Genomic DNA, 18,501 nt, shown 5'->3' on the forward strand with positions numbered 1-18,501 from the left:
AACGTCTGAGTACGCTCGCCCACGTGACCACCGACCCCAACTTCGACCCCTCGGCCCTCCTCGGCCAGATCGAGGCCGCGACCGGGCAACTCCTCCTGACGGCCGCCGGGTTCACCGGCGCCGACGTGCGGGCGCCCTCGCTGCTGCCCAACTGGTCGCGCGGGCACGTCCTCACCCACCTCGCCCGCAACGCCGACGGCGGGCGCCGGCTGCTGACGTGGGCCAGGACCGGCGTCGAAGCGGCCGAGTACGACAGCCTCGACGCGCGCGACGCGGAGATCGAGAGCGGGGCCGGGCGCACCGCCGACGAGCTGCTGGCCGATCTGCGCGAAAGCGCCGCCGCGTTCGCCGCCGAGTACCGCCGGATGACGCCCGCGGCCTGGGCCGCGCCCGTCCGCTGGACCGCAGGTCAGGAGCGGCCCGCCGCCCGTGCCGCCGACTCGCGGCTGACCGAGGTGCTGGTCCACCACGTGGATCTCGCCGCCGGCTACACCCCCGCCCAGTGGCCGCCCGACTTCGTGCACGCGATGCTCGCCCGGGTCGTCACCTCGTTCACCCACCGCGCCGACGCCCTTGCGCTGCGCCTGCACGCCACGGACACCGGCACCCGTCACACCACCGCGCCCAGTGAGCCCACTGAGCCCACGCCAGTGATCCAGGGCCCCGAAAGCGCCCTGCTGACCTGGCTGATGGGCCGCTCCCCGGGCACCGGCCTGACCGTCGAGGACGGCAGCGCGCTGCCCGCCGCGCCCTTCCTCTACTGAGACGGACCGCGCGCGTCCGGTAAATGGGTTTCCCGCGAGCGCCCGCTGCGGCGATCATGCAAGGCGAACCCGATCGCCGTGACGACCAGAGTGAGTGAGCTTCCATGTCCCGCCCCCGTGCCCACATCGCGATGGTCGGCATCCCCAACATCGGCCACGTCATGCCCAGCCTCGCCGTCATCGCCGAGCTGGTGGCGCGCGGCCACCGGGTGACGTACGCCAACGACCCGGCGGTGGCCGACCTGATCACGGGCACCGGAGCCGAACTCGTCCCGTGCCCGACCACGCTGCCGTTCGCCGACAACAACTGGCCGGACGACCCGATCGCCGCGATGGGCCTCTTCCTCGACGACGCCGTCCAGGCGCTTCCCCAGCTACGGGCCGTGTACGACCGCGACCCGGCCGACCTCTACCTGTACGACATCGGCGCCTACGCGGCGCGCGCCCTCGCCGAATCGCAGGGACGGCCGCTGATGCAGCTGTCGCCCACGTTCGTCGGCTGGGAGGGCTACGAGGAGCAGGTCGCCGTACATCTGCGGCAACTGCCCGGCGCCGACGCCTACCGGGCGAGGTTCGCGCACTGGCTCGCCGAGTGCGGGGCGACCACCACGGAGGTGGACGTCTTCTCCGGGCCGCCGGCGCGGGCGCTGGCGCTCATCACCCGGGCGATGCAGCCGTACGCCGACAAGGTCGACACCGGCAGGATGACGTTCGTCGGCCCCTGCTTCGACGTACAGGCCGCCGCCGACGGCTGGACGCGGCCCGCGGACGCCCGCGACGTGCTGCTGATCTCGCTGGGCTCGGCCTTCACCCGGCAGCCGGAGTTCTACCGGCAGTGCCTGGCGGCCTACGGCGACCTGCCCGGCTGGCATGTCGTGCTGCAGATCGGCCGGCACACCGACCCGGGGGAGCTGGGCGCCATCCCGTCCAACGTCGAGGTGCACTCCTGGGTGCCGCAGCGGGCGGTGCTCGCGCAGGCCGACGCGTTCGTCACGCACGCCGGGATGGGCGGCTGCGGTGAGGGGATCCTCGCCGGGGTGCCGATGATCGCCGTACCGCAGGCCGCCGACCAGTTCATGAACGCCGACCGGCTGGTGGAGCTGGGCGTGGCCCGCCGGATCGACACCGCCGACGCCACTCCGGACGCCCTGCGCGCGGCCCTGGAGGAGCTGGTCGGCGACCCGGAGGTGGCAGCCCGCTCGGCGCGGCTGCGGGCCGACGCGCAGGCCGAGGGCGGCACTTCGCGGGCGGCCGACCTCATCGAGGCGATGCTCGACTGAGCCGGGCCGCCGCCACGGCGCCGGGGGAGGGGCGTCAGAACAGCCGGAGCTTGTCGTCCTCGATGCCGCGCAGGCCGTCGTAGTCCAGGGTGACGCAGTCGATCTTCCGGTCGGTGGCCAGCACGCGCGCCTGCGGCTTGATCTCCTGGGCCGCGAACATGCCCTTGACCGGGGCCAGATGGGGATCGCGGTTGAGGAGTTCCAGGTAGCGGGTGAGCTGTTCGACGCCGTCGATGTCGCCGCGGCGCTTGATCTCGATGGCCACGGTGCCGCCGGCCGCGTCACGGCAGAGGATGTCCACCGGGCCGATGGCCGTGGGATATTCGCGGCGGATCAGGCTCCAGCCCTCGCCCAGCACCTCGATCCGGTCGGCCAGCAGCTCCTGGAGGTGCGCCTCCACGCCGTCCTTGATCAGGCCGGGGTCCACGCCGAGTTCGTGCGAGGAGTCGTGCAGGATCTCCTCGATCGTGATGATCAGCTTCTCGCCGGCCTTGTTGACCACCGTCCAGGTGTCGCCGTCCTCCTTGAGGGTGCACGGCGGTGACATCCAGTTGAGCGGCTTGTAGGCCCGGTCGTCGGCGTGTACGGACAGGCTGCCGTCCGCCTTGACGAGCAGCAGCCGGGTGGCGGAGGGGAGATGGGCGGAGAGCCGGCCCGCGTAGTCGACGGAGCAGCGGGCGATGACGAGACGCATGGTCGGCAACGCTACTGGACGCGGCGCCCCCCGCGCGATTCGCCCCCGCCCCGCCCCCGCCCTGCTTCAGCACCGGCCCGGAAGCAGCCACTTGCGTACGACTCCGGCCGACTATCGAAAGATGGCCGGTTGTGGGTGCTGGCGCCTGGTGCGTCCGGACCTGTGACCCTACGGTGAAACCTCGGCAGCCGACGCGCGGCACACGCCGGCCAGGCTGCCGGTCATCCATCCGTCTGGCCTCGTGCGTGCACGGGGTCACGAGAGGAGTACCCATGTCGCTCGACGTCTCACCGGCCCTCCTCGAACAGGCCGAGCGGGGCGAGGTTGACGAGCAGGAGTTCGTCGACTGCGTCAGGACGTCCCTCCCCTACGCATGGGAGATGATCAGCTCGCTGGTGGCACAACTGAAGGTCGACGGCGGCAACTTCGCCGACAACCAGGTGCCCCCGCCGAGTGAGAAGGAACGGGGTCAGCTGCTCCGCGCGCTGGCAAGCGACGCCATCAGGGGCGCCCTGCAGCGGCACTTCGGGGTACGGCTCGCGTTCCAGAACTGCCACCGGGTGGCGGTCTTCCCGATGACCCCCGCCGTGGACGAGAGCTACGGCAAGTTCACCTCGGTCAGGTCCCAAGTGCTCAACCAGTCACCGGAGTTCAGGGACTGCTGAGCTCGCCTGACGCGGTCCCCTGCGCGGCGGCACCGGTCAGGGCGCGGGCCGCCGGAGCGTACCGGGGCCGCGGTTAGACGATCAACGGGGGGCAGGACAACCAGGCGTGCTCCCGTGACCGGCCCCGAACGTGCAATCAGGCCAGTTCCGGGAGCACGTCGGCGCCCAGCCGCGACACGTTCTCCAAGGTGGCGGCGAGATCCCCGGAGCCCTCGACCAGGAGGGCGAAGCGGGTGATGCCGGTGCGCTCGGCGGTCGCCGCCAGCCGGTCGGCGCACAGCCGCGGCGGCCCCACCGGGTGCAGCGAGCACAGCAGTTCGGTGTACGCGTGCGGGTCGCGCATGCTGCGGGCCCGGCCGTCCACCGTGCGGTGCGCGGACAGGCCCTGGTGCAGCCAGCCCGGCATGGCCTTGGCCAGTGCCTCGACCGCGTCGGAGCGGCTGTCGGCGACCTGGGCGACACCGGCGGACACATGCGCGGCGGTGGCCACCGCCTCTTTCGAGTGACCGGCGGCCAGCGCGCTGCTGCGCCACAGCTCCACCATGCCGGCCTTGTCCTCGTCGTCACTGTGCATGCCGAGCAGCATCGGCAGCCCGCGCGCGGCGGCCAGCCGTACGGTGCCGGGGGAGGTGCAGGCCACCACGACCGGCGGCGAGTCGGCCGTGTCCGCCACCGCGTCCGTCGCGGACTCCGCCTCGAAGGCGTCCGGCCGCGGCACCACCGACACCGGCGGGAACGAGTAGCGTGGCCCCCGCCCGCCGACGGCCGGCTCGCGCAGCCAGCGCAGCAGCAGGTCCAGCGACTCGGGGAAGTCCCGTTCGAACGCGGCCAGCCCGGTGCCGAAGACCTCCAGGTCGATCCACGGACCGCCGCGGCCGACCCCGAGCGTGAACCGCCCGCCCGACGCCAGGTGCAGCAGCGCCGCCTGCTCGCCGAGCGCCACCGGGTGCTGGTTCGGCAGCACGCTCACCGCGGTGGCCACCCCGATCCGCCGGGTGCGGCCGAGCAGCAGTCCGGCCAGGGTGACGGCCGACGGGCAGACCCCGTACGGCACGAAGTGGTGCTCGGCCAGCCAGACCGCGTCGAGTCCCGCGGCTTCGGCGGCCTCGGCGGAACGTATCGCCCGGTGCAGCGCCTCCCCCTGCCCCTGCCCCGGAAACTGTGCCGCGATAACGAAGGTGCCTACGCGCATCGCTCACTCCCTCCTGGATGTTCTAACGCCTGGCACGTGCCAAAGGCACGGCCTGAAGCGGCGTTTTCATGATTTTCGGCAATAGGGATCGCGAACGCGGTACTCAGCACCGCAGTCATGACTTCCACCGTGATGAGCTGACATGGGACACCGGGCCCGCCGACCGGCGCGTACCCTTGACGCTGAGTCCGCGAAGCCCAGCAGAGCGCGAGGTGTGCCCGTGTCGCCGCGTCGAAACCGCCCCAGCGGCGCAGACCGTACCGCCGGCCGTCCCGAGGAGTCCGGCGTCGGCGGCAGCGACACCGAGGAGTGGCAGGGCGAGGAGTGGGTGGTGCGGCCGATCGCCGGCAGCGCCTCCGCCAAGCACTACCGCTGCCCGGGCTGCGACCAGGAGATCCCGCCGGGCGTCGGCCATGTGGTGGCCTGGCGCGAGTACGACGGCCTCGACGACCGCAGGCACTGGCACCGGGCCTGCTGGAACGCCAAGGACCGCCGCACCAGCAAGGTGCAGCGGTCCCGTAACGCGCCCCGCTACTGAGCCAACCGGGCGGTCCGCCGGGTCACTCGGTCGCCGGGCCCCGGGCCTCTTGTGGCGTCCGGCTCTGGTCGAACGGCCTCACACGTCCCGCGAGTTGAGCGCCACGAAGGCCCCGGTGAGCGCCACCGCAGTGACGGCGAGCAGCGTGAAGAGCTGCGGCAGGCCGTTCTGGTCGGCGTCACCGATCATCGGCAGCCGGTAGAGCGAGGCCAGCGCGTTCGGCGCCGAGTACCTGATCATGTTGTCCCGTACCGACTGCAGGCTGGACGGCAGGAAGATCGCCAGCATCAGCGGCAGCATGACGACACCGAGCATCGCGGTGATCGCGCCCGCCGAGTGCCGCAGCAGCGTGCCGACCGCCAGTGCGAGCAGCCCGAGCAGCGCCACATAGAGGGCCGCGCCCAGCGTCGCGCCCAGCCACTGGCCGCCGCTCGCCGCCAGGTGGCCGTTCCTGGTGAACTCCGCGTAGCCGTCGTCGTACCGGTCGACCGACTTGCCGGAGAGAACGCTCCAGTTGATGAGCGCGGTCATCGTGCAGGCGACGGTGGTGATGGTGAACGTGAGCAGGAAGAAGACGATCGCCTTCGCGGCCAGCACCCGGGAGCGCTGCGGGCAGGAGGTCAGCGTGGTGCGGATCATCCCGGTGCCGTACTCGGAGGTGATCACCAGCACCCCGAGGGTGATGATCGCCAACTGGCCGAAGATCAGGCCGAACAGGCCGGGCCCGAGCACCGGCACCGAGCCGTCGTTGTGGTCGTTGATCGGCACCACGACCAGCAGGTTGATGCCGATCACCAGCGCGAGCATCACGCACAGCGTCCACACCGTGGAGCGCACGGTACGGATCTTGGTCCACTCCGAGCGCAGCGCGTGGCCGAGGGTGGCGTCCTCGATCGGCAGCTGCGAGGTGAACTGCGGCTGCTGGTAGCCGTACGGCACGGAGGGCGGGAACTGGGCCGGGGCGGTCATCGGGCGTCCTCAGGCGTGGTGGGAGCGGCGGTCGCGGGGGCGGCGGGCACCGGGGGAGCGGCGGGCGGTGCGGACGGCGGCGGGGCGTACGCCTGCGGCGGCGGGACCTGCTGCGGGGCCGCCTGCTGGGGCTGCTGCTGTGGCGGCTGCCACCCCCAGCCGGGCTGCTGCCGGCCGAACGCCGGCTGCGCGTACCCGGGCTGTCCGTATCCCGGCTGTCCCGGCTGACCGGGTTGCCCCGGCTGTCCCGGCTGTGGGAAACCCTGCGGCGCGTACCCCTGCGGCGGCAGCGGCTGCTGGAGGCCCTGGCGCGGGTCCTCGGTGGAGCGGTAGTCCACCGCGCCGCCGGTGAGCCGCATGTACGCCTCCTCCAGGGACGCCTGGTGCGGCGAGAGCTCCCACAGCCGCACGTCGGTGTCGTGCGCGAGGTCGCTGATCTGGGGCAGTTCCAGTCCCGTCACCCGCAGTGCCCCGTCCTGCTCGGCCTGGACGGTGCCGCCCGCCTCGGTCAGTACGCGGCTGAACTTCTCCCGCTCGGCGCCCTCCGCCGGGGTGCGCAGCAGCGCGAAGCCGGTGGAGTGGTGGGCGATGAAGTCCTTGACGCTCATGTCGGCCAGCAGCTGGCCGCGCCCGATGACGATCAGATGGTCGGCGGTGAGCGCCATCTCGCTCATCAGGTGGCTGGAGACGAAGACGGTGCGGCCCTCGCCGGCCAGCTTGCGCATCAGGTTGCGCACCCAGTGGATGCCCTCGGGGTCGAGCCCGTTGACCGGCTCGTCGAAGAGCAGCACCTCGGGGTCGCCGAGCAGCGCGCCGGCGATCCCGAGCCGCTGGCCCATGCCCAGCGAGAAGCCCTTGGAGCGCCGCCAGGCCACGTCGTGCAGGCCGACCACGCCGAGCACCTCGTCCACCCGGCGGGCCGGGATGCCGGACAGCTGGGCCAGGCACAGCAGGTGCTGCCGGGCGCTGCGCCCGCCGTGCACGGCCTTGGCGTCGAGCAGCGCGCCGACCCGGCGCGGCGCGTTGGGCAGCTGGCGGTACGGCATGCCGCCGATCGTCACCTGGCCGGCGGTCGGTGTGTCCAGGCCGAGGATCATCCGCATCGTGGTCGACTTGCCCGACCCGTTCGGGCCGAGGAAGCCGGTCACGGCGCCGGGACGCACCTGGAACGACAGGTTGTACACGGCCGTTTTGACGCCGTACTGCTTGGTCAGGCCGACTGCCTGGATCATGCGCTGCCCCTCGCGTGCCACCGGGGCACACGCCCCGTGGAGGAGGAAGCCTAGCGGGCGGATTCGGTTCCCGGCCCGCGGTGACCGGGACCGAACCGCGCCCTCTCCGGCGGGCTACGCGTCCCGCTTCTTCAGCACCACGTAGCCGCCGATCAGTGCCACGACCACCCAGATCGCCATGATCCCGAGACCGCCCCACGGCCCGTACGCCGACGAGTCGTCGGTGCCCGGGACCACCTGCATGATCTTCTGGCCGGCCTGGTCGGGGAAGTACTTGGCGACGCTCTTCACCTTCGGCACCGCGCTGAGGATCGGCGAGATCAGGAAGAAGAACGGCATCAGGATGCCGAGGCCGAGCATCGGGGTGCGCAGCATCGCCGCTGCGCCGACGCACAGCAGGACCAGCAGCGTGGCGTAGAGCCCGGCGCCGATCACGGCGCGCAGCACGCCCGGATCGCCGATCGACGCCTTGTGCGAGCCGAGCAGCGACTGGCCGAGGAAGAACACCACGAAGGCGGTGGCCATGCCGACCACCAGCGCCAGCGCGCCGGCCACCGCGACCTTGCACGTGTAGAACGCGCCGCGCTGCGGGACGGCGGCGAGCGAGGTGCGGATCATGCCGGTGCTGTACTCGCTGGAGATCACCAGCACGCCGAACACGATCAGCGCGAGCTGGCCGAGTACGAAGCCGGCGAAGCTGGTGTTGGTCGGGTCGAAGGTCGCCTTGTCGCTGTCGCTGAGGTCGTCGAAGGTGTTGTTGAACACCAGGCAGATCACCGCGCCGAGCACGACGGTGACCAGGAAGGCCAGTGCCAGCGTCCAGATGGTCGACCGCACCGACTTGATCTTCGTCCACTCCGACTGGAGGACGGCGCTCGATGATGCCATGTCAGCGCCCCTTCCCAGAGCCGGGGTTGCGCCACTGCTCGCCCCACTGCGGTTGCCCCGCGGGCGGTTGACCGGGTTGACCGGGTTGACCGGGTTGACCGGGTTGGGCTGGCTGGGCGGGCTGCTGGCCGGCGGGCGGCGCCACCGGGATCTGCCCCGGTTGCGGCGGCGGTCCACCGTAGGAACCGGGCGTGGCACCGGCGCCCGCGTGGTACTCCACCGACTCCGCGGTGAGCTGCATGAACGCTTCCTCCAACGACGCCCGCTGCGGGCTCAGTTCGTGCAGCACCAGCTGATGCTGCGCGGCGAGTTCGCCGAGCGCGGCGGCGTCACCGTTCTGCACCTCGAAGGCGCCGTCCTCGGTGACGGTCACCGGCAGCCCGGCCCCGGACAGCACGTCCTTGAACTTCTCGTGCTGCGGGGTGCGCACCCGCACGTACGACCGGGAGTTCTTCTGGATGAAGTCGGCCATCGAGGTGTCGGCCATCAGCCGCCCCCGCCCGATCACGATCAGGTGCTCGGCGGTCAGCGCCATCTCGCTCATGAGGTGGCTGGAGACGAAGACCGTACGGCCCTGCTGGGCCAGCCCCTTCATCAGGTTGCGGATCCAGTGGATGCCCTCCGGGTCGAGGCCGTTGACCGGCTCGTCGAACATGAGGATCTCCGGATCGCCGAGCAGCGCGCCCGCGATGCCGAGCCGCTGGCCCATGCCGAGCGAGAAGCCCTTGGAACGCTTCTTGGCCACCGCCGTCAGACCCACGGTCTCCAGTACCTCGTCCACCCGGTGCCGGGGGATGCGGTTGGACTGGGCCAGGCACAGCAGGTGGTTGTACGCCGTCCTGCCGCCGTGGATGGCCTTGGCGTCGAGCAGCGCGCCGATGTACTTCAGCGGCTCGCTGAGCTGCGCGTAGTGCTTGCCGTCGATGCGCACGTCGCCGCTGGTCGGGTTGTCCAGGCCGAGCAGCATGCGCATCGTCGTGGACTTGCCCGCGCCGTTGGGCCCGAGGAAGCCGGTCACCACGCCGGGGCGCACGGTGAAGGTCAGATGGTCGACTGCGGTCTTGTCCCCGTACCGCTTGGTGAGCCCCTGCAACTCAATCATGGGGGCGAGGCTAGCAAGAGCATCCGCCGTCCGGGGAATACGCGACGGAACCCCCGCCCGACGAGGCGCGGGGGTTCGCCGTCAATCCGTCAGTCCGTCGGCCCGCCGGTCAGCTTCCGGCCGGCGAGGCCGGCGGTCAGCGGGACTGCTGGGCCGGGACGCCGCGGGAGATCGGCTCGTCGTCGGCGGGGGAGCCGGCCGCGGCCACCGCGGCACCGGTCAGCGTGGCCAGCATCTCGCGCACGTTGGTCAGCTGCGCGTTGATGCTGTCGCGGCGGTTGGTGAGCGCCGCCAGCTCGCGCTCGGACTCGCTGCGGATCCGGTCGGCCTTGGCGTTGGCGTCGGCCACGATGTCCTCGGACTGGCGCTGCGCCGTCTCCACGGTCTGCCGGGCCCTGCGCTCGGCGTCGGTACGGAGCTTCTCCGCCTCCAGGCGCAGCTGCTCGGCACGGTGCTCGATCTCCGCGAGCCGCTTCTCGGCCTTGGCCTGACGGCCCGCCAGGTCGCGCTCGGACTGCTCACGCCGCTTGGCGAGGTTGGTCTCGAAGTCCGCGGCGGCCTGGGCGGCCTTGGCGCGGGTCTCCTCGAAGAGCGCGTCCGCCTCCTCGCGCTTGTTCTGCGCGTCCTTCGTGGCGTCGGCGCGCAGCTGGGTCGCGTCGCCCTTCGCCTTGTCGACGATCCGGGCGCCCTCGTCCTCGGCCTTGGCCTTGCGGTCCGAGGCGAAGCTCTCCGCGTCGTTGCGCACCTGGTTGGCGGCCGACTCGGCCAGCTCGCGGTGCTGCTCGGCGGCGCGGCGGGCCTCCTCGCGCAGGTCCTTGGCCTCCTCCTCGGCAAGGCGGAGGATCTTCTCGACCCGGGCCCCGAGACCTGCGTACGACGGCTCGGAGTCGTTGACCTGGGCCTGGGCGTTCTGGGTTTCGAGGTGCAGCTCCTCGATGCGCTTCTCCAGCGCGGTGATCCTGGTCAGTGCGCTGTCACGGTCGGCGACGAGCTTGGTGATGCGGTCGTCCACCTGTCCGCGGTCGTATCCGCGCCGCACGAGCTCGAAGCCGAAGGGGGAGGAAGTGTCGCTCATGAGGTTCCTGTCGATTCAGACCGGTGAGGTGATAGGGGGAATCCTAGGGGCCCGGACGGCGTGTCACCGAGCCATTGCGTATTAGCCATGGAGAATGTCCGCTCAATCGAGTGGAGCATCGTCGATGCGCTTGCCACTCGTTCGAGTGGGACCTGCTCCCGCACCAGCGGTGATCGCGCTCTTCGCACCGCTGCCCGGTGCGTCGAACGACTCCAGCGCCTCCAGCACGTCCTGGACGCGTGAGATCTCCGCGTTGATGTCCTCCCTACGGCGTACCAGAGTGTCGAGCTCACGTCTGCCCTCCGAGACGATCCGTTCCGCCTCGGCACGGGCCTCCCCCTTGACCCGCTCGGCCTCACGCTCGGACTCGGCCTTGTTCTGCTCGGCCTCCTTCAGCAGGCCCTCGACCTTCTTCACCGCCGCGATCCGCACCTTGCTCGCCTCGGCGGTGGCGGTGGACTTGATCTCCGCCGCCTTCGCCTCCGCCTCGGCCAACTGCTCGGTGGCGGCGGCCACCAGCTTGTCCACCCGCTCGCCGACCGACTTCATGGTGTCGGAGGCCTCCTTGCGGGCCCGCTGGTGCAACTCCTCGACCTCCGACTCCACCCGGGAGCGCAGCTCCTCGGTGCGGTCGCGGATCGTGGTGGCGTCGTGCCTGGCCTCGCCGAGCATGGTGTCGGCGTCCGTACGGGCCCGCTCCACCAGCCCGTTGGCCTCCGCGGTGCCCTCGCTGACCAGCCGGCCGGCCTCGCCGCGGGCCGCGGCGACCAGCGCGTCGGCCTGCTCCTCGGCCTCGGCCGCGGTCTTGACCGCCTCCGCCTGCGCCTTGCCGATCAGCTCATCGGCCTGCTCGGCCGCCTCACTGCGCCGCTTGTTGGCCGCCTCGCGGGCCTCGTCGAGGATCCGCTGCGACTGGACCCTGGCCTGCTCGGCGTCGTGCTCGGCGCTGTCGAGCTTCTCCTTGGCGAGCGCGGCCAGCCGGGCGGCCTCCTCGCGGGCCTTGCCGACCAGCTGGTCGGCCTGCCCGGCGGCCTCGGTGCGCAGCCGGTTGGCGTCGTCACGGGTCTCCGACCGCAGCCGGTCGGACTCCTCGATCGCCTCGTTGACCGTACGGTCGGCCAGCGACCTGGCGGCCTCGGCCTCCTCCTGGCTCTCCTGCCGGATCCGCGCCGCGTCCTGCGAGGCGCGCTCCCGCTCGGAGTTGGCGTCGGCGTGCAGCCGGTCCGCCGCCTCCTGCGTCTCGGTGCGCAGCCGGTCGGCGGCGTGCTCGGCGGCAGAACGCAGCCCGGCGATCTCCTCCTCGGCCTCCCGGTGCAGATGCGCGACCGAGTCGCGGACCTGCTGCGCGGTGGCCTCGGCGGCGCCGACCAGCTCGCCGGCCCGCTGCTCCGCCTCGGCGGCCAGCCGGTCGGCCTCGGTGCCGGCGTCCTCGACCCGCTTGCGGGCCGCGGCGAGCAGCTCCTCGCTCTCCCGGCGGGACTGGGTGCGCTCCTGGTCGGCGTCCGTGCGGGCCGCGCCGAGCAGCTCCTCGGCCTCGCGGCGGCGGCGAACCGCCTCCTCCTGGGCGGCGGCCAGCGTCTCGGCGGCCTCCACCCCGATCCGCTCGGCCGCCGCGGCGGCCTCGCCGCGCAGCCGGTCCGCGGTCTCCTGGGCCTCGGCCCTGCGCTGCTCGGCCTCGCCGGCGGCGTCGGACAGCAGCCGGGCGGCGGTGGTCTCCGCCTCGGCGCGGGTCTGCGCCGCGTCGGCCGCGGCCTCGTCCCGCAGCCGTACCGCCTCGGCCTCGGCCTGCTCCTGGAGGGTGCGGATCCGCTCCGCGGCCTCCGCGCGCAGCCGCTCGGCCTCCTCGGCGGCCTCCCGGCGCAGCCGGTCCGCCTCGGTGTTCGCGTCCCGCAGGCCCTGCTCGGCGGTCGCGACCCGGGTCTCGGCCTCCTCGCGCAGCCGGGCCAGATCGGCCTCGGCCTCCTCGCGCATCCTGGCGACGATGCCGCCGGCCTCGGCGCGGGCCTCCTCCTTGGCGCGCTCGCCCTCGGCCTCCGCCTCCGCCTTGTGCTGCGCGGCCTCGGCCCGCAGCTCCTCGGCCTCGGCGCGGGCGGCCCGCAGCGCCTCCTCGGCCTTGTCGTTCAGCGCCGAGGCCCGCTCCACGGACTCGGTGCGCATCCGGTCGGCCTCGGCGGAGGCGCCCTGCCGCAGCTCGTCACCGTCGGCCTTGGACTTGGCGAGCAGCTCCTCGGCCCTGCTGGCGGCCTCCTCGATCTGCTGGACGGCCTCCCTGCGGGCCTCACCGCGGATCCGCTCGCCCTCGGCGACCGCGTCGGCCCGCAGCTGCTCGGCCTCGCCGCGCAGCCGCCTGGCCTCCTCCTGGAGCTCTACGGTCCTGGCCCGGTACTCCTCGGTGTCGTCCTGCGCGGCGCCGCGCAGCTCCTGCGCCGAGGCCTCGGCCTCCGAGCGCAGCCGGTCCGCCTCCTCGGCGGCCTCCCGGCGGATCCGCTCGGCCTCGTCGGCGGCGGACTTCGTGGTGGACCTGGCGTCCTCGGACGCCTTGGTCAGGATCTCCTCGGCGGATCTGGCGGCCTGCGCGAGCTGCGCGGCGGCGTCCTCGGAGGCCGCGGCCCGCGCGGTCTCCTGCGCCTCGGTGCGGATCCGGTCGGCCTCCGCGCGGGCGTCGGCGACGGTCTGCTCGGCCTCGGTCTTGGCGGCCTCGACCTCCTTGGTCGCCTCGCCGACCATCCTGGCGATCTCGCCGCGCGCGGTACGGGTGCGCTGCTCGTTCTCCTGCTCGGCGCCGGTCAGCCGCTTGGCGGCGGCGGCCTCGGCCTCCTCGCGCAACCGGTCGGCCTCGGCGCGCGCGGTGCGCAGCGCCTCGTCGGCCTCCCTGATCCGCTCCTCGGCCAGCCGGGACAGCTCGATGGCCCGGCTGCGGGCCTCGTCGGACTCGCTGCGGGTGGAGGTGCGCAGCTGCTCGGCCTCGCTGGTGGCGTCCTGCGCCTGGGTCGAGGCGGCGGTCAGCAGCCGTTCGGCGTCGGCGCGGGCCCGGCGCAGCAGCTGCTCGGCCTCGGTGCGGGCGGCCTGCGCGTCGGCGGTCAGCCGCTCTCGGGTCTGCTCGGCGACCCGGGTGGCCTCGGTGCGGGCGGCGGCGAGCGCCGCCTCCGACTCGCTGCGGGTCTCGTCGAGCAGCCGCCTGGCCTGCGACTCGCTGCGGGCTCTGAGCTGCTCTGCCCAGGCCACGTTCTCGTTGACGTGGGTCTCGACGGTGGCCCGGCGCTCGGCCAGCTCCTCGTCCAGCTGCCGCCGCCTGGTGATCGCCTCGGCGTGCCACTCGGCCTCGAAACGGGCCTGGTGCTCGGCCTGCTCCTGGAGCAGCCGCTGGGTCTGGGCGCGGGCCTCGCGCAGCTCGCGCTCGGCGTCCACCCGCAGCTGGTCGGCCTGGATCTGCGCGTTGCGCAGCAGCTGGTCGGCCTGGTGGCCGATGTTGTCGTAGGCAGGACGGGCGGCGAGGCTGCGCCGCGCCTCGTGCAGTTTGGCGCGCAGCACCTCGACCTGGTACCCGAGGTCGTCGGCGTGATCGACGGCCTTGCCCCGCTCGGTACGAAGCCGGTCCATCTCGGCTTCGAACTGAGAGAGGTGGTCGTCAGCCCGGTAGCTGTCGTTGCCCCGCACTCCGCGGTCCCATCGGTCTCCTGGCGTCCTCACCCGCCAACCGGGTGAGATTCCTCGTCACTGCCTCGCACACTGTCCTTGGACAGGGCTGTACGAGGAATGGTGTCAGATCAACGGCACGGAGCGGGAGCGTACCCAGCCGCCCACCCCGGTCGGCCCGGTCACTCTACCGGCCGCGACGGGGGTTGGGTCAGTGGTCTTCGTTGTCCTGAACGGCCTCTTCCGTGGTCTCCGCGCCGCCCGCGGCACGCTCTCCGGCCGATGTGACGAGTTCGGTGAGGACGCCGTGGCAGTCCTTGGGGTGCAGGAAGGTGATCCTCGACTCCATCGAACCGCGCCGGGGCTCGTCGTACAGCACCCGTACGCCCTTCGCGCCGATCGCAGCCGCGTCCGCGTCCACGTCAGGGGTGCCGAAGGCGATGTGGTGCACGCCCTCGCCGTTCTTCGCCAGCCACTTGCCGACGGCGGAGTCCTCACGGGTGGGTTCGAGCAGCTGCAGCCAGGTGGTGCCGCCGTCGTCGGTCCCGTTCACCCGCAGCATGGCCTCCCGGACGCCCTGCTCCTCGTTGACCTCGGTGTGCGCCACCTCGAAGCCGTACGTGGCACGGTAGAACCCGACGGTTGCGTCGAGGTCGTGGCAGGCGATCCCGATGTGGTCGATGCGCGTCAGCATGGCACCAGTGCACCGCAGAACCGGGCGGTCACGCAACGTGCGCGCCATCACACGTCCAGCACGGTGACCGAGCGGCTACCGGTCAGTACATTGATGCTAACCCTCGTTAACTTCCTCTCTTCAGCCGAAGGGGCCGCACCATGACCAGCCAGGGATCAAGCCAGGATCCGAGCCAGGGATCAGGCGCCGCACGGACCTCCGTGATCGTCGCAGGTGCCAGAACGCCGATGGGCCGGCTGCTGGGCAGCCTGCGGTCCTTCTCGGGGACCGACCTCGGCGGCTTCGCGATCAAGGCCGCGCTCGACCGGGCGGGCGTCGCCGGCGACCAGGTGCAGTACGTGATCATGGGGCAGGTGCTGCAGGCCGGCGCCGGGCAGATCCCGGCCAGGCAGGCCGCGGTCAACGCCGGCATCCCGATGAGCGTGCCCGCGCTCACCGTGAACAAGGTGTGCCTGTCCGGGCTCGACGCCATCGCGCTGGCCGACCAGCTGATCAGGGCCGGCGAGTTCGACATCGTGGTGGCCGGCGGCCAGGAGTCCATGACCAACGCGCCGCACGTGCTCCCCAAGTCCCGCGAGGGCCACAAGTACGGCGCGATCGAGATGCTCGACTCGATGGCGCACGACGGCCTCACCGACGCGTTCGAGCACATCGCCATGGGCGCGTCCACCGAGAAGCACAACACCAGGCTCGGCATCGAGCGCGGCCCGCAGGACGAGTTCGGCGCCCGCTCCCACCAGCGGGCCGCCGCCGCGCAGAAGAACGGTGTCTTCGAGGCGGAGATCGTGCCGGTGGAAGTGCCGCAGCGCAAGGGCGACCCGGTCGTCGTCAGCGTCGACGAGGGCATCCGCCCCGACACCACCGCGGAGGGCCTGGCCAAGCTGCGCCCGTCCTTCGCCAAGGACGGCACGATCACCGCGGGCACCTCCTCGCCGATCTCCGACGGCGCCGCCGCGGTGGTCGTGATGAGCCGGGCCAAGGCGGAGGAGCTCGGCCTGCCGTGGATCGCCGAGATCGGGGCGCACGGCAACGTGGCGGGCCCCGACAACTCGCTCCAGTCCCAGCCGTCGAACGCGATCAACCACGCCCTGTCCAAGGCGGGCCTCACCGTCGCCGACCTGGACCTGATCGAGATCAACGAGGCGTTCGCCGCGGTCGGCATCCAGTCGATGAAGGACCTGGGCGTGACACCTGAAAAGGTGAACGTGAACGGCGGGGCGATCGCGCTCGGCCACCCGATCGGCATGTCAGGAGCGCGTATCGTGCTGCACCTGGCGCTGGAGCTCGGGCGCCGCGGCGGCGGCGTCGGCGCGGCGGCCCTGTGCGGGGGCGGCGGCCAGGGCGACGCTCTGATCATCCGGGTGCCCGGGAACTGACAGCACGGACGCAAGGGGAGCACGGGATGGTGGATGTTGCCGCTCTGGTCGAGCAGGCGCGGCAGGGCAGGCCGCGGGCCGTGGCGCGGCTGATCTCGCTCGTGGAGGGGGCGTCCCCGCAGCTCCGCGAGGTGATGGCCGCGCTCGCGCCGCTGACCGGCGGCGCGTACGTGGTGGGCCTGACCGGCTCGCCCGGCGTCGGCAAGTCCACCTCGACCTCCGCGCTGGTCAGCGCCTACCGCGCGGCCGGCCGGCGGGTCGGGGTGCTCGCCGTCGACCCCTCCTCGCCGTTCTCCGGCGGCGCCCTGCTGGGCGACCGGGTGCGGATGTCGGAGCACGCCTCCGACCCGGGCGTCTACATCCGCTCGATGGCCACCCGCGGCCACCTCGGCGGCCTGGCCTGGGCCGCCCCGCAGGCGATCCGGGTGCTCGACGCGGCCGGCTGCGACGTGGTCATCGTGGAGACCGTCGGCGTCGGCCAGTCCGAGGTGGAGATCGCCTCGCAGGCCGACACCTGCGTCGTGCTGCTCGCCCCCGGCATGGGCGACGGCATCCAGGCGGCCAAGGCGGGCATCCTGGAGATCGGCGACGTCTACGTCGTCAACAAGGCCGACCGGGACGGCGCGGACTCCACCGCCCGGGAGCTGAACCACATGCTCGGCCTCGGTGAGTCCCGCGGCCCGGGGGACTGGCGGCCGCCCATCGTGAAGACCGTCGCCGCCCGCGGCGAGGGCATCGGCGAGCTGGTCGAGGCGCTGGAGAAGCACCGGGCCTGGATGGACGAGCGCGGTGTGCTCGCCGAGCGGCGCCGGGCCCGTGCCGCGGGCGAGATCGAGACGATCGCGCTCACCGCGCTGCGCGAGCGGCTGGCCGACCTGCACGGGGACGCGCGGCTGTCGGCGCTGGCCGCGAAGGTGACCGAGGGCGTGCTCGATCCGTATGCGGCGGCGGACGAGCTGGTCGCGGGGCTGACCGGGAGCTGAGGCGGGCACGTCGCCGGGGCGCGGCGGCCGGTGTTCGCGGCGGCCGGTGTTCGCGCCGGCCGGTGTTCGCGCCGTGCCCCGGGTTCTTCGGCGCTCGCCTCAGACCTTGCCGCGCTCCTCGCGCAGGTGCGCGGCCACCGGGGTCAGTGCCTCGTGGTAAGCGGCCAGTGCCGCGGGCGGCAGCAGGTCGATGAAGTGCGCCCGGACCGAGGCGACATGGCGGGGCGCCACCTGCCGCATGGTGTCCCAGCCCTGCTCGGTGAGCACCGCGAACAGCCCGCGCCGGTCGGACTCGCAGTTCTCCCGGCGGACCAGCCCGGCCGCCTCCATCCTGGTGATCTGGTGCGAGAGCCGGCTCTTGGACTGCAGGGTGGACTTCGCCAGATCGCTCATCCGCATCCGGCGCTCGTCGGCCTCGGAGAGGTTGACCAGGATCTCGTAGTCGTTGTTCGTCAGACCGAACGGCTGCAGATCACGCTCCAGCTGGTACATGAGCAGCCGGCTGACGTCGAGGTGAATGCGCCAGGCGCGCTGTTCGTCCTCGGTGAGCCAGGTGGTGCCGGTCTCGGCGATCTCGGTCTCCATGGGGTGAATTCTACTGTCAGTTGAACGGTGGATCACTGCAAGGGTAGCTGGCTGGTCACCGTACGAAACGGAGTCGGGGCTCATCTGGCGCCGCCCGCCCCCAGGCCGGCACCGGGCACGCCCGGCCCCGCCTGACCTGGCACGCCGCCGGTGTTCGCCTCGGCCATCAGCGTCTCGGTGGACTGGAGCAGCACCTGCCCCGCGCCGACGAACTCGAACTGGTGCTCCTCGCCGGACGCGCCGCCCAGCCCGGTGAGCCCCCTGATCCCGCCGAGCACACCGCGCATGTAGCCGTGGTCGTAGTGGTGGCACGGGGACGGGCAGTCCGCCCAGCCGACCAGCGCCTGCGGGTCCACCCGGACCGGCGGCTCCACGAAGTGCACCGCGCCGTTGGACGCGGCGACGAACTTGCCCGTCCCGATCAGCGTCAGGAACCCCGGGATGATCGACTGCTTGAGCGCCAGGCCGGGTTGGAAGGCGAGCAGGTTGCCCGACCTGATGGTCAGGTTGCCGTCGTCGAGGTCGTAGGAGTTGATGTCGTACGACCGGTCGGCGAGCAGCATCTTGCCGCGGCCCTGCGCGACCACCCAGTCGGAGGCGTGCAGCGGGGAGTGGAAGTTCGCCGCGATCAGCCGGTCCAGCGGGCCGTGGCCGATGCCGAAGAAGTCGATCCGCCCGTAGTAGGCGATCATCTTCCCCTTCTGCAGGAACCACTGGCCGTCCAGCTCCACGCTGAACGTGTACGGGTTGACGTTGTCGTCCGACGGCAGGGTGTAGGGGTCGTAGACCACCGGGGCGCCCTGGCCCGGCGGCTGCACGACGGGCATG

17 protein-coding genes are annotated in these 18,501 nt (G+C 72.4%); 6 read left to right on the forward strand and 11 right to left on the reverse strand.

Annotated elements, in window-relative coordinates; translation table 11 throughout:
- Window positions 1-23 precede the first annotated feature (23 nt).
- Together ACQPW6_RS29755 and ACQPW6_RS29760 are read left to right on the forward strand one after the other, a co-directional pair.
- On the forward strand, window positions 24-764 hold the full coding sequence (locus ACQPW6_RS29755) for a maleylpyruvate isomerase family mycothiol-dependent enzyme (protein ID WP_433892783.1): 741 nt from the start codon (window positions 24-26) through the stop codon (window positions 762-764).
- Between the two features lie 104 nt (window positions 765-868).
- Entirely contained in the window at window positions 869-2,044 is a 1,176-nt protein-coding gene (locus tag ACQPW6_RS29760) for a macrolide family glycosyltransferase (protein WP_433892784.1), read from the forward strand.
- A 34-nt stretch (window positions 2,045-2,078) separates the two neighbouring features.
- On the opposite strand, the gene nucS is transcribed toward ACQPW6_RS29760, so the two are convergent.
- Window positions 2,079-2,738, reverse strand: a complete 660-nt coding sequence (nucS, locus tag ACQPW6_RS29765) for an endonuclease NucS (protein WP_433892785.1) — start codon at window positions 2,736-2,738, stop codon at window positions 2,079-2,081.
- 272 nt (window positions 2,739-3,010) lie between these two features.
- Between nucS and ACQPW6_RS29770 the strand changes: the two genes are divergently transcribed.
- Window positions 3,011-3,403 (forward strand): SCO5389 family protein, encoded by a 393-nt coding sequence (locus tag ACQPW6_RS29770; RefSeq protein ID WP_433892786.1) that lies wholly within the window; start codon window positions 3,011-3,013, stop codon window positions 3,401-3,403.
- Between the two features lie 136 nt (window positions 3,404-3,539).
- Here the strand turns inward: ACQPW6_RS29770 and ACQPW6_RS29775 are convergent, their stop codons facing one another.
- A complete protein-coding gene (locus tag ACQPW6_RS29775) occupies window positions 3,540-4,595 on the reverse strand; it encodes an LLM class flavin-dependent oxidoreductase (protein ID WP_433892787.1) in 1,056 nt (351 codons plus the stop codon).
- A gap of 220 nt (window positions 4,596-4,815) precedes the next feature.
- Here ACQPW6_RS29775 and ACQPW6_RS29780 point away from each other — a divergent pair, with 220 nt between their 5' ends.
- Entirely contained in the window at window positions 4,816-5,133 is a 318-nt protein-coding gene (locus ACQPW6_RS29780; RefSeq protein WP_433892788.1) for an ATP/GTP-binding protein, read from the forward strand.
- A 78-nt stretch (window positions 5,134-5,211) separates the two neighbouring features.
- Here ACQPW6_RS29780 and ACQPW6_RS29785 read toward each other — a convergent pair whose 3' ends face one another.
- The 7 genes from ACQPW6_RS29785 to mce form a co-directional block, all read right to left on the reverse strand.
- Window positions 5,212-6,102: an ABC transporter permease gene (locus ACQPW6_RS29785; protein WP_433892789.1), complete on the reverse strand. Its 891-nt coding sequence runs from the start codon at window positions 6,100-6,102 to the stop codon at window positions 5,212-5,214.
- Window positions 6,099-7,334, reverse strand: coding sequence for an ATP-binding cassette domain-containing protein (locus ACQPW6_RS29790; RefSeq protein WP_433892790.1), 1,236 nt, complete (start codon window positions 7,332-7,334; stop codon window positions 6,099-6,101). The genes ACQPW6_RS29785 and ACQPW6_RS29790 overlap by 4 nt, the downstream gene beginning before the upstream one ends.
- 114 nt (window positions 7,335-7,448) lie before the next feature.
- A complete protein-coding gene (locus tag ACQPW6_RS29795) occupies window positions 7,449-8,222 on the reverse strand; it encodes an ABC transporter permease (protein ID WP_433892791.1) in 774 nt (257 codons plus the stop codon).
- Window position 8,223: 1 nt separating this feature from the next.
- Window positions 8,224-9,324: an ABC transporter ATP-binding protein gene (locus ACQPW6_RS29800; protein WP_433892792.1), complete on the reverse strand. Its 1,101-nt coding sequence runs from the start codon at window positions 9,322-9,324 to the stop codon at window positions 8,224-8,226.
- A 136-nt stretch (window positions 9,325-9,460) separates the two neighbouring features.
- The gene (locus tag ACQPW6_RS29805; protein WP_433892793.1) at window positions 9,461-10,399 is read right to left on the reverse strand and encodes a cellulose-binding protein; all 939 of its coding nucleotides are present in this window, start codon (window positions 10,397-10,399) and stop codon (window positions 9,461-9,463) included.
- A 102-nt stretch (window positions 10,400-10,501) separates the two neighbouring features.
- On the reverse strand, window positions 10,502-14,056 hold the full coding sequence (gene scy, locus ACQPW6_RS29810; RefSeq protein ID WP_433892794.1) for a polarized growth protein Scy: 3,555 nt from the start codon (window positions 14,054-14,056) through the stop codon (window positions 10,502-10,504).
- Window positions 14,057-14,246: 190 nt separating this feature from the next.
- Entirely contained in the window at window positions 14,247-14,729 is a 483-nt protein-coding gene (gene mce, locus ACQPW6_RS29815; RefSeq protein WP_433892795.1) for a methylmalonyl-CoA epimerase, read from the reverse strand.
- Between the two features lie 200 nt (window positions 14,730-14,929).
- On the opposite strand from mce, the gene ACQPW6_RS29820 reads away from it, so the two are divergent.
- Together ACQPW6_RS29820 and meaB are read left to right on the forward strand one after the other, a co-directional pair.
- Window positions 14,930-16,105: an acetyl-CoA C-acetyltransferase gene (locus ACQPW6_RS29820; RefSeq protein ID WP_433892796.1), complete on the forward strand. Its 1,176-nt coding sequence runs from the start codon at window positions 14,930-14,932 to the stop codon at window positions 16,103-16,105.
- A 26-nt stretch (window positions 16,106-16,131) separates the two neighbouring features.
- Window positions 16,132-17,088 carry a methylmalonyl Co-A mutase-associated GTPase MeaB gene (gene meaB, locus ACQPW6_RS29825; RefSeq protein WP_433892797.1) on the forward strand — a complete coding sequence of 319 codons (957 nt, stop codon included), beginning with the start codon at window positions 16,132-16,134 and terminating at the stop codon, window positions 17,086-17,088.
- Between the two features lie 99 nt (window positions 17,089-17,187).
- Here the strand turns inward: meaB and ACQPW6_RS29830 are convergent, their stop codons facing one another.
- On the reverse strand, window positions 17,188-17,673 hold the full coding sequence (locus ACQPW6_RS29830; RefSeq protein WP_433892798.1) for a MarR family winged helix-turn-helix transcriptional regulator: 486 nt from the start codon (window positions 17,671-17,673) through the stop codon (window positions 17,188-17,190).
- A gap of 80 nt (window positions 17,674-17,753) precedes the next feature.
- The gene (locus ACQPW6_RS29835) at window positions 17,754-18,500 is read right to left on the reverse strand and encodes an AIM24 family protein (protein WP_433894703.1); all 747 of its coding nucleotides are present in this window, start codon (window positions 18,498-18,500) and stop codon (window positions 17,754-17,756) included.
- Window position 18,501: the final 1 nt, after the last annotated feature.

This window comes from Streptomyces sp. CA-111067 (assembly GCF_050956065.1).
In the GTDB taxonomy this organism is placed as follows: Bacteria; Actinomycetota; Actinomycetes; order Streptomycetales; family Streptomycetaceae; genus Actinacidiphila.

Coding starts and splice junctions, on each gene's coding strand:
- ACQPW6_RS29830 (WP_433892798.1), bottom strand. CDS start 17,673: ATGGAGACCGAGATCGCCGAGACCGGCACCACCTGGCTCACCGAGGAC.
- ACQPW6_RS29790 (WP_433892790.1), bottom strand. CDS start 7,334: ATGATCCAGGCAGTCGGCCTGACCAAGCAGTACGGCGTCAAAACGGCC.
- ACQPW6_RS29785 (WP_433892789.1), bottom strand. CDS start 6,102: ATGACCGCCCCGGCCCAGTTCCCGCCCTCCGTGCCGTACGGCTACCAG.
- nucS (WP_433892785.1), bottom strand. CDS start 2,738: ATGCGTCTCGTCATCGCCCGCTGCTCCGTCGACTACGCGGGCCGGCTC.
- ACQPW6_RS29770 (WP_433892786.1), top strand. CDS start 3,011: ATGTCGCTCGACGTCTCACCGGCCCTCCTCGAACAGGCCGAGCGGGGC.
- mce (WP_433892795.1), bottom strand. CDS start 14,729: ATGCTGACGCGCATCGACCACATCGGGATCGCCTGCCACGACCTCGAC.
- ACQPW6_RS29800 (WP_433892792.1), bottom strand. CDS start 9,324: ATGATTGAGTTGCAGGGGCTCACCAAGCGGTACGGGGACAAGACCGCA.
- ACQPW6_RS29775 (WP_433892787.1), bottom strand. CDS start 4,595: ATGCGCGTAGGCACCTTCGTTATCGCGGCACAGTTTCCGGGGCAGGGG.
- ACQPW6_RS29805 (WP_433892793.1), bottom strand. CDS start 10,399: ATGAGCGACACTTCCTCCCCCTTCGGCTTCGAGCTCGTGCGGCGCGGA.
- meaB (WP_433892797.1), top strand. CDS start 16,132: ATGGTGGATGTTGCCGCTCTGGTCGAGCAGGCGCGGCAGGGCAGGCCG.
- ACQPW6_RS29795 (WP_433892791.1), bottom strand. CDS start 8,222: ATGGCATCATCGAGCGCCGTCCTCCAGTCGGAGTGGACGAAGATCAAG.
- ACQPW6_RS29760 (WP_433892784.1), top strand. CDS start 869: ATGTCCCGCCCCCGTGCCCACATCGCGATGGTCGGCATCCCCAACATC.
- ACQPW6_RS29835 (WP_433894703.1), bottom strand. CDS start 18,500: ATGCCCGTCGTGCAGCCGCCGGGCCAGGGCGCCCCGGTGGTCTACGAC.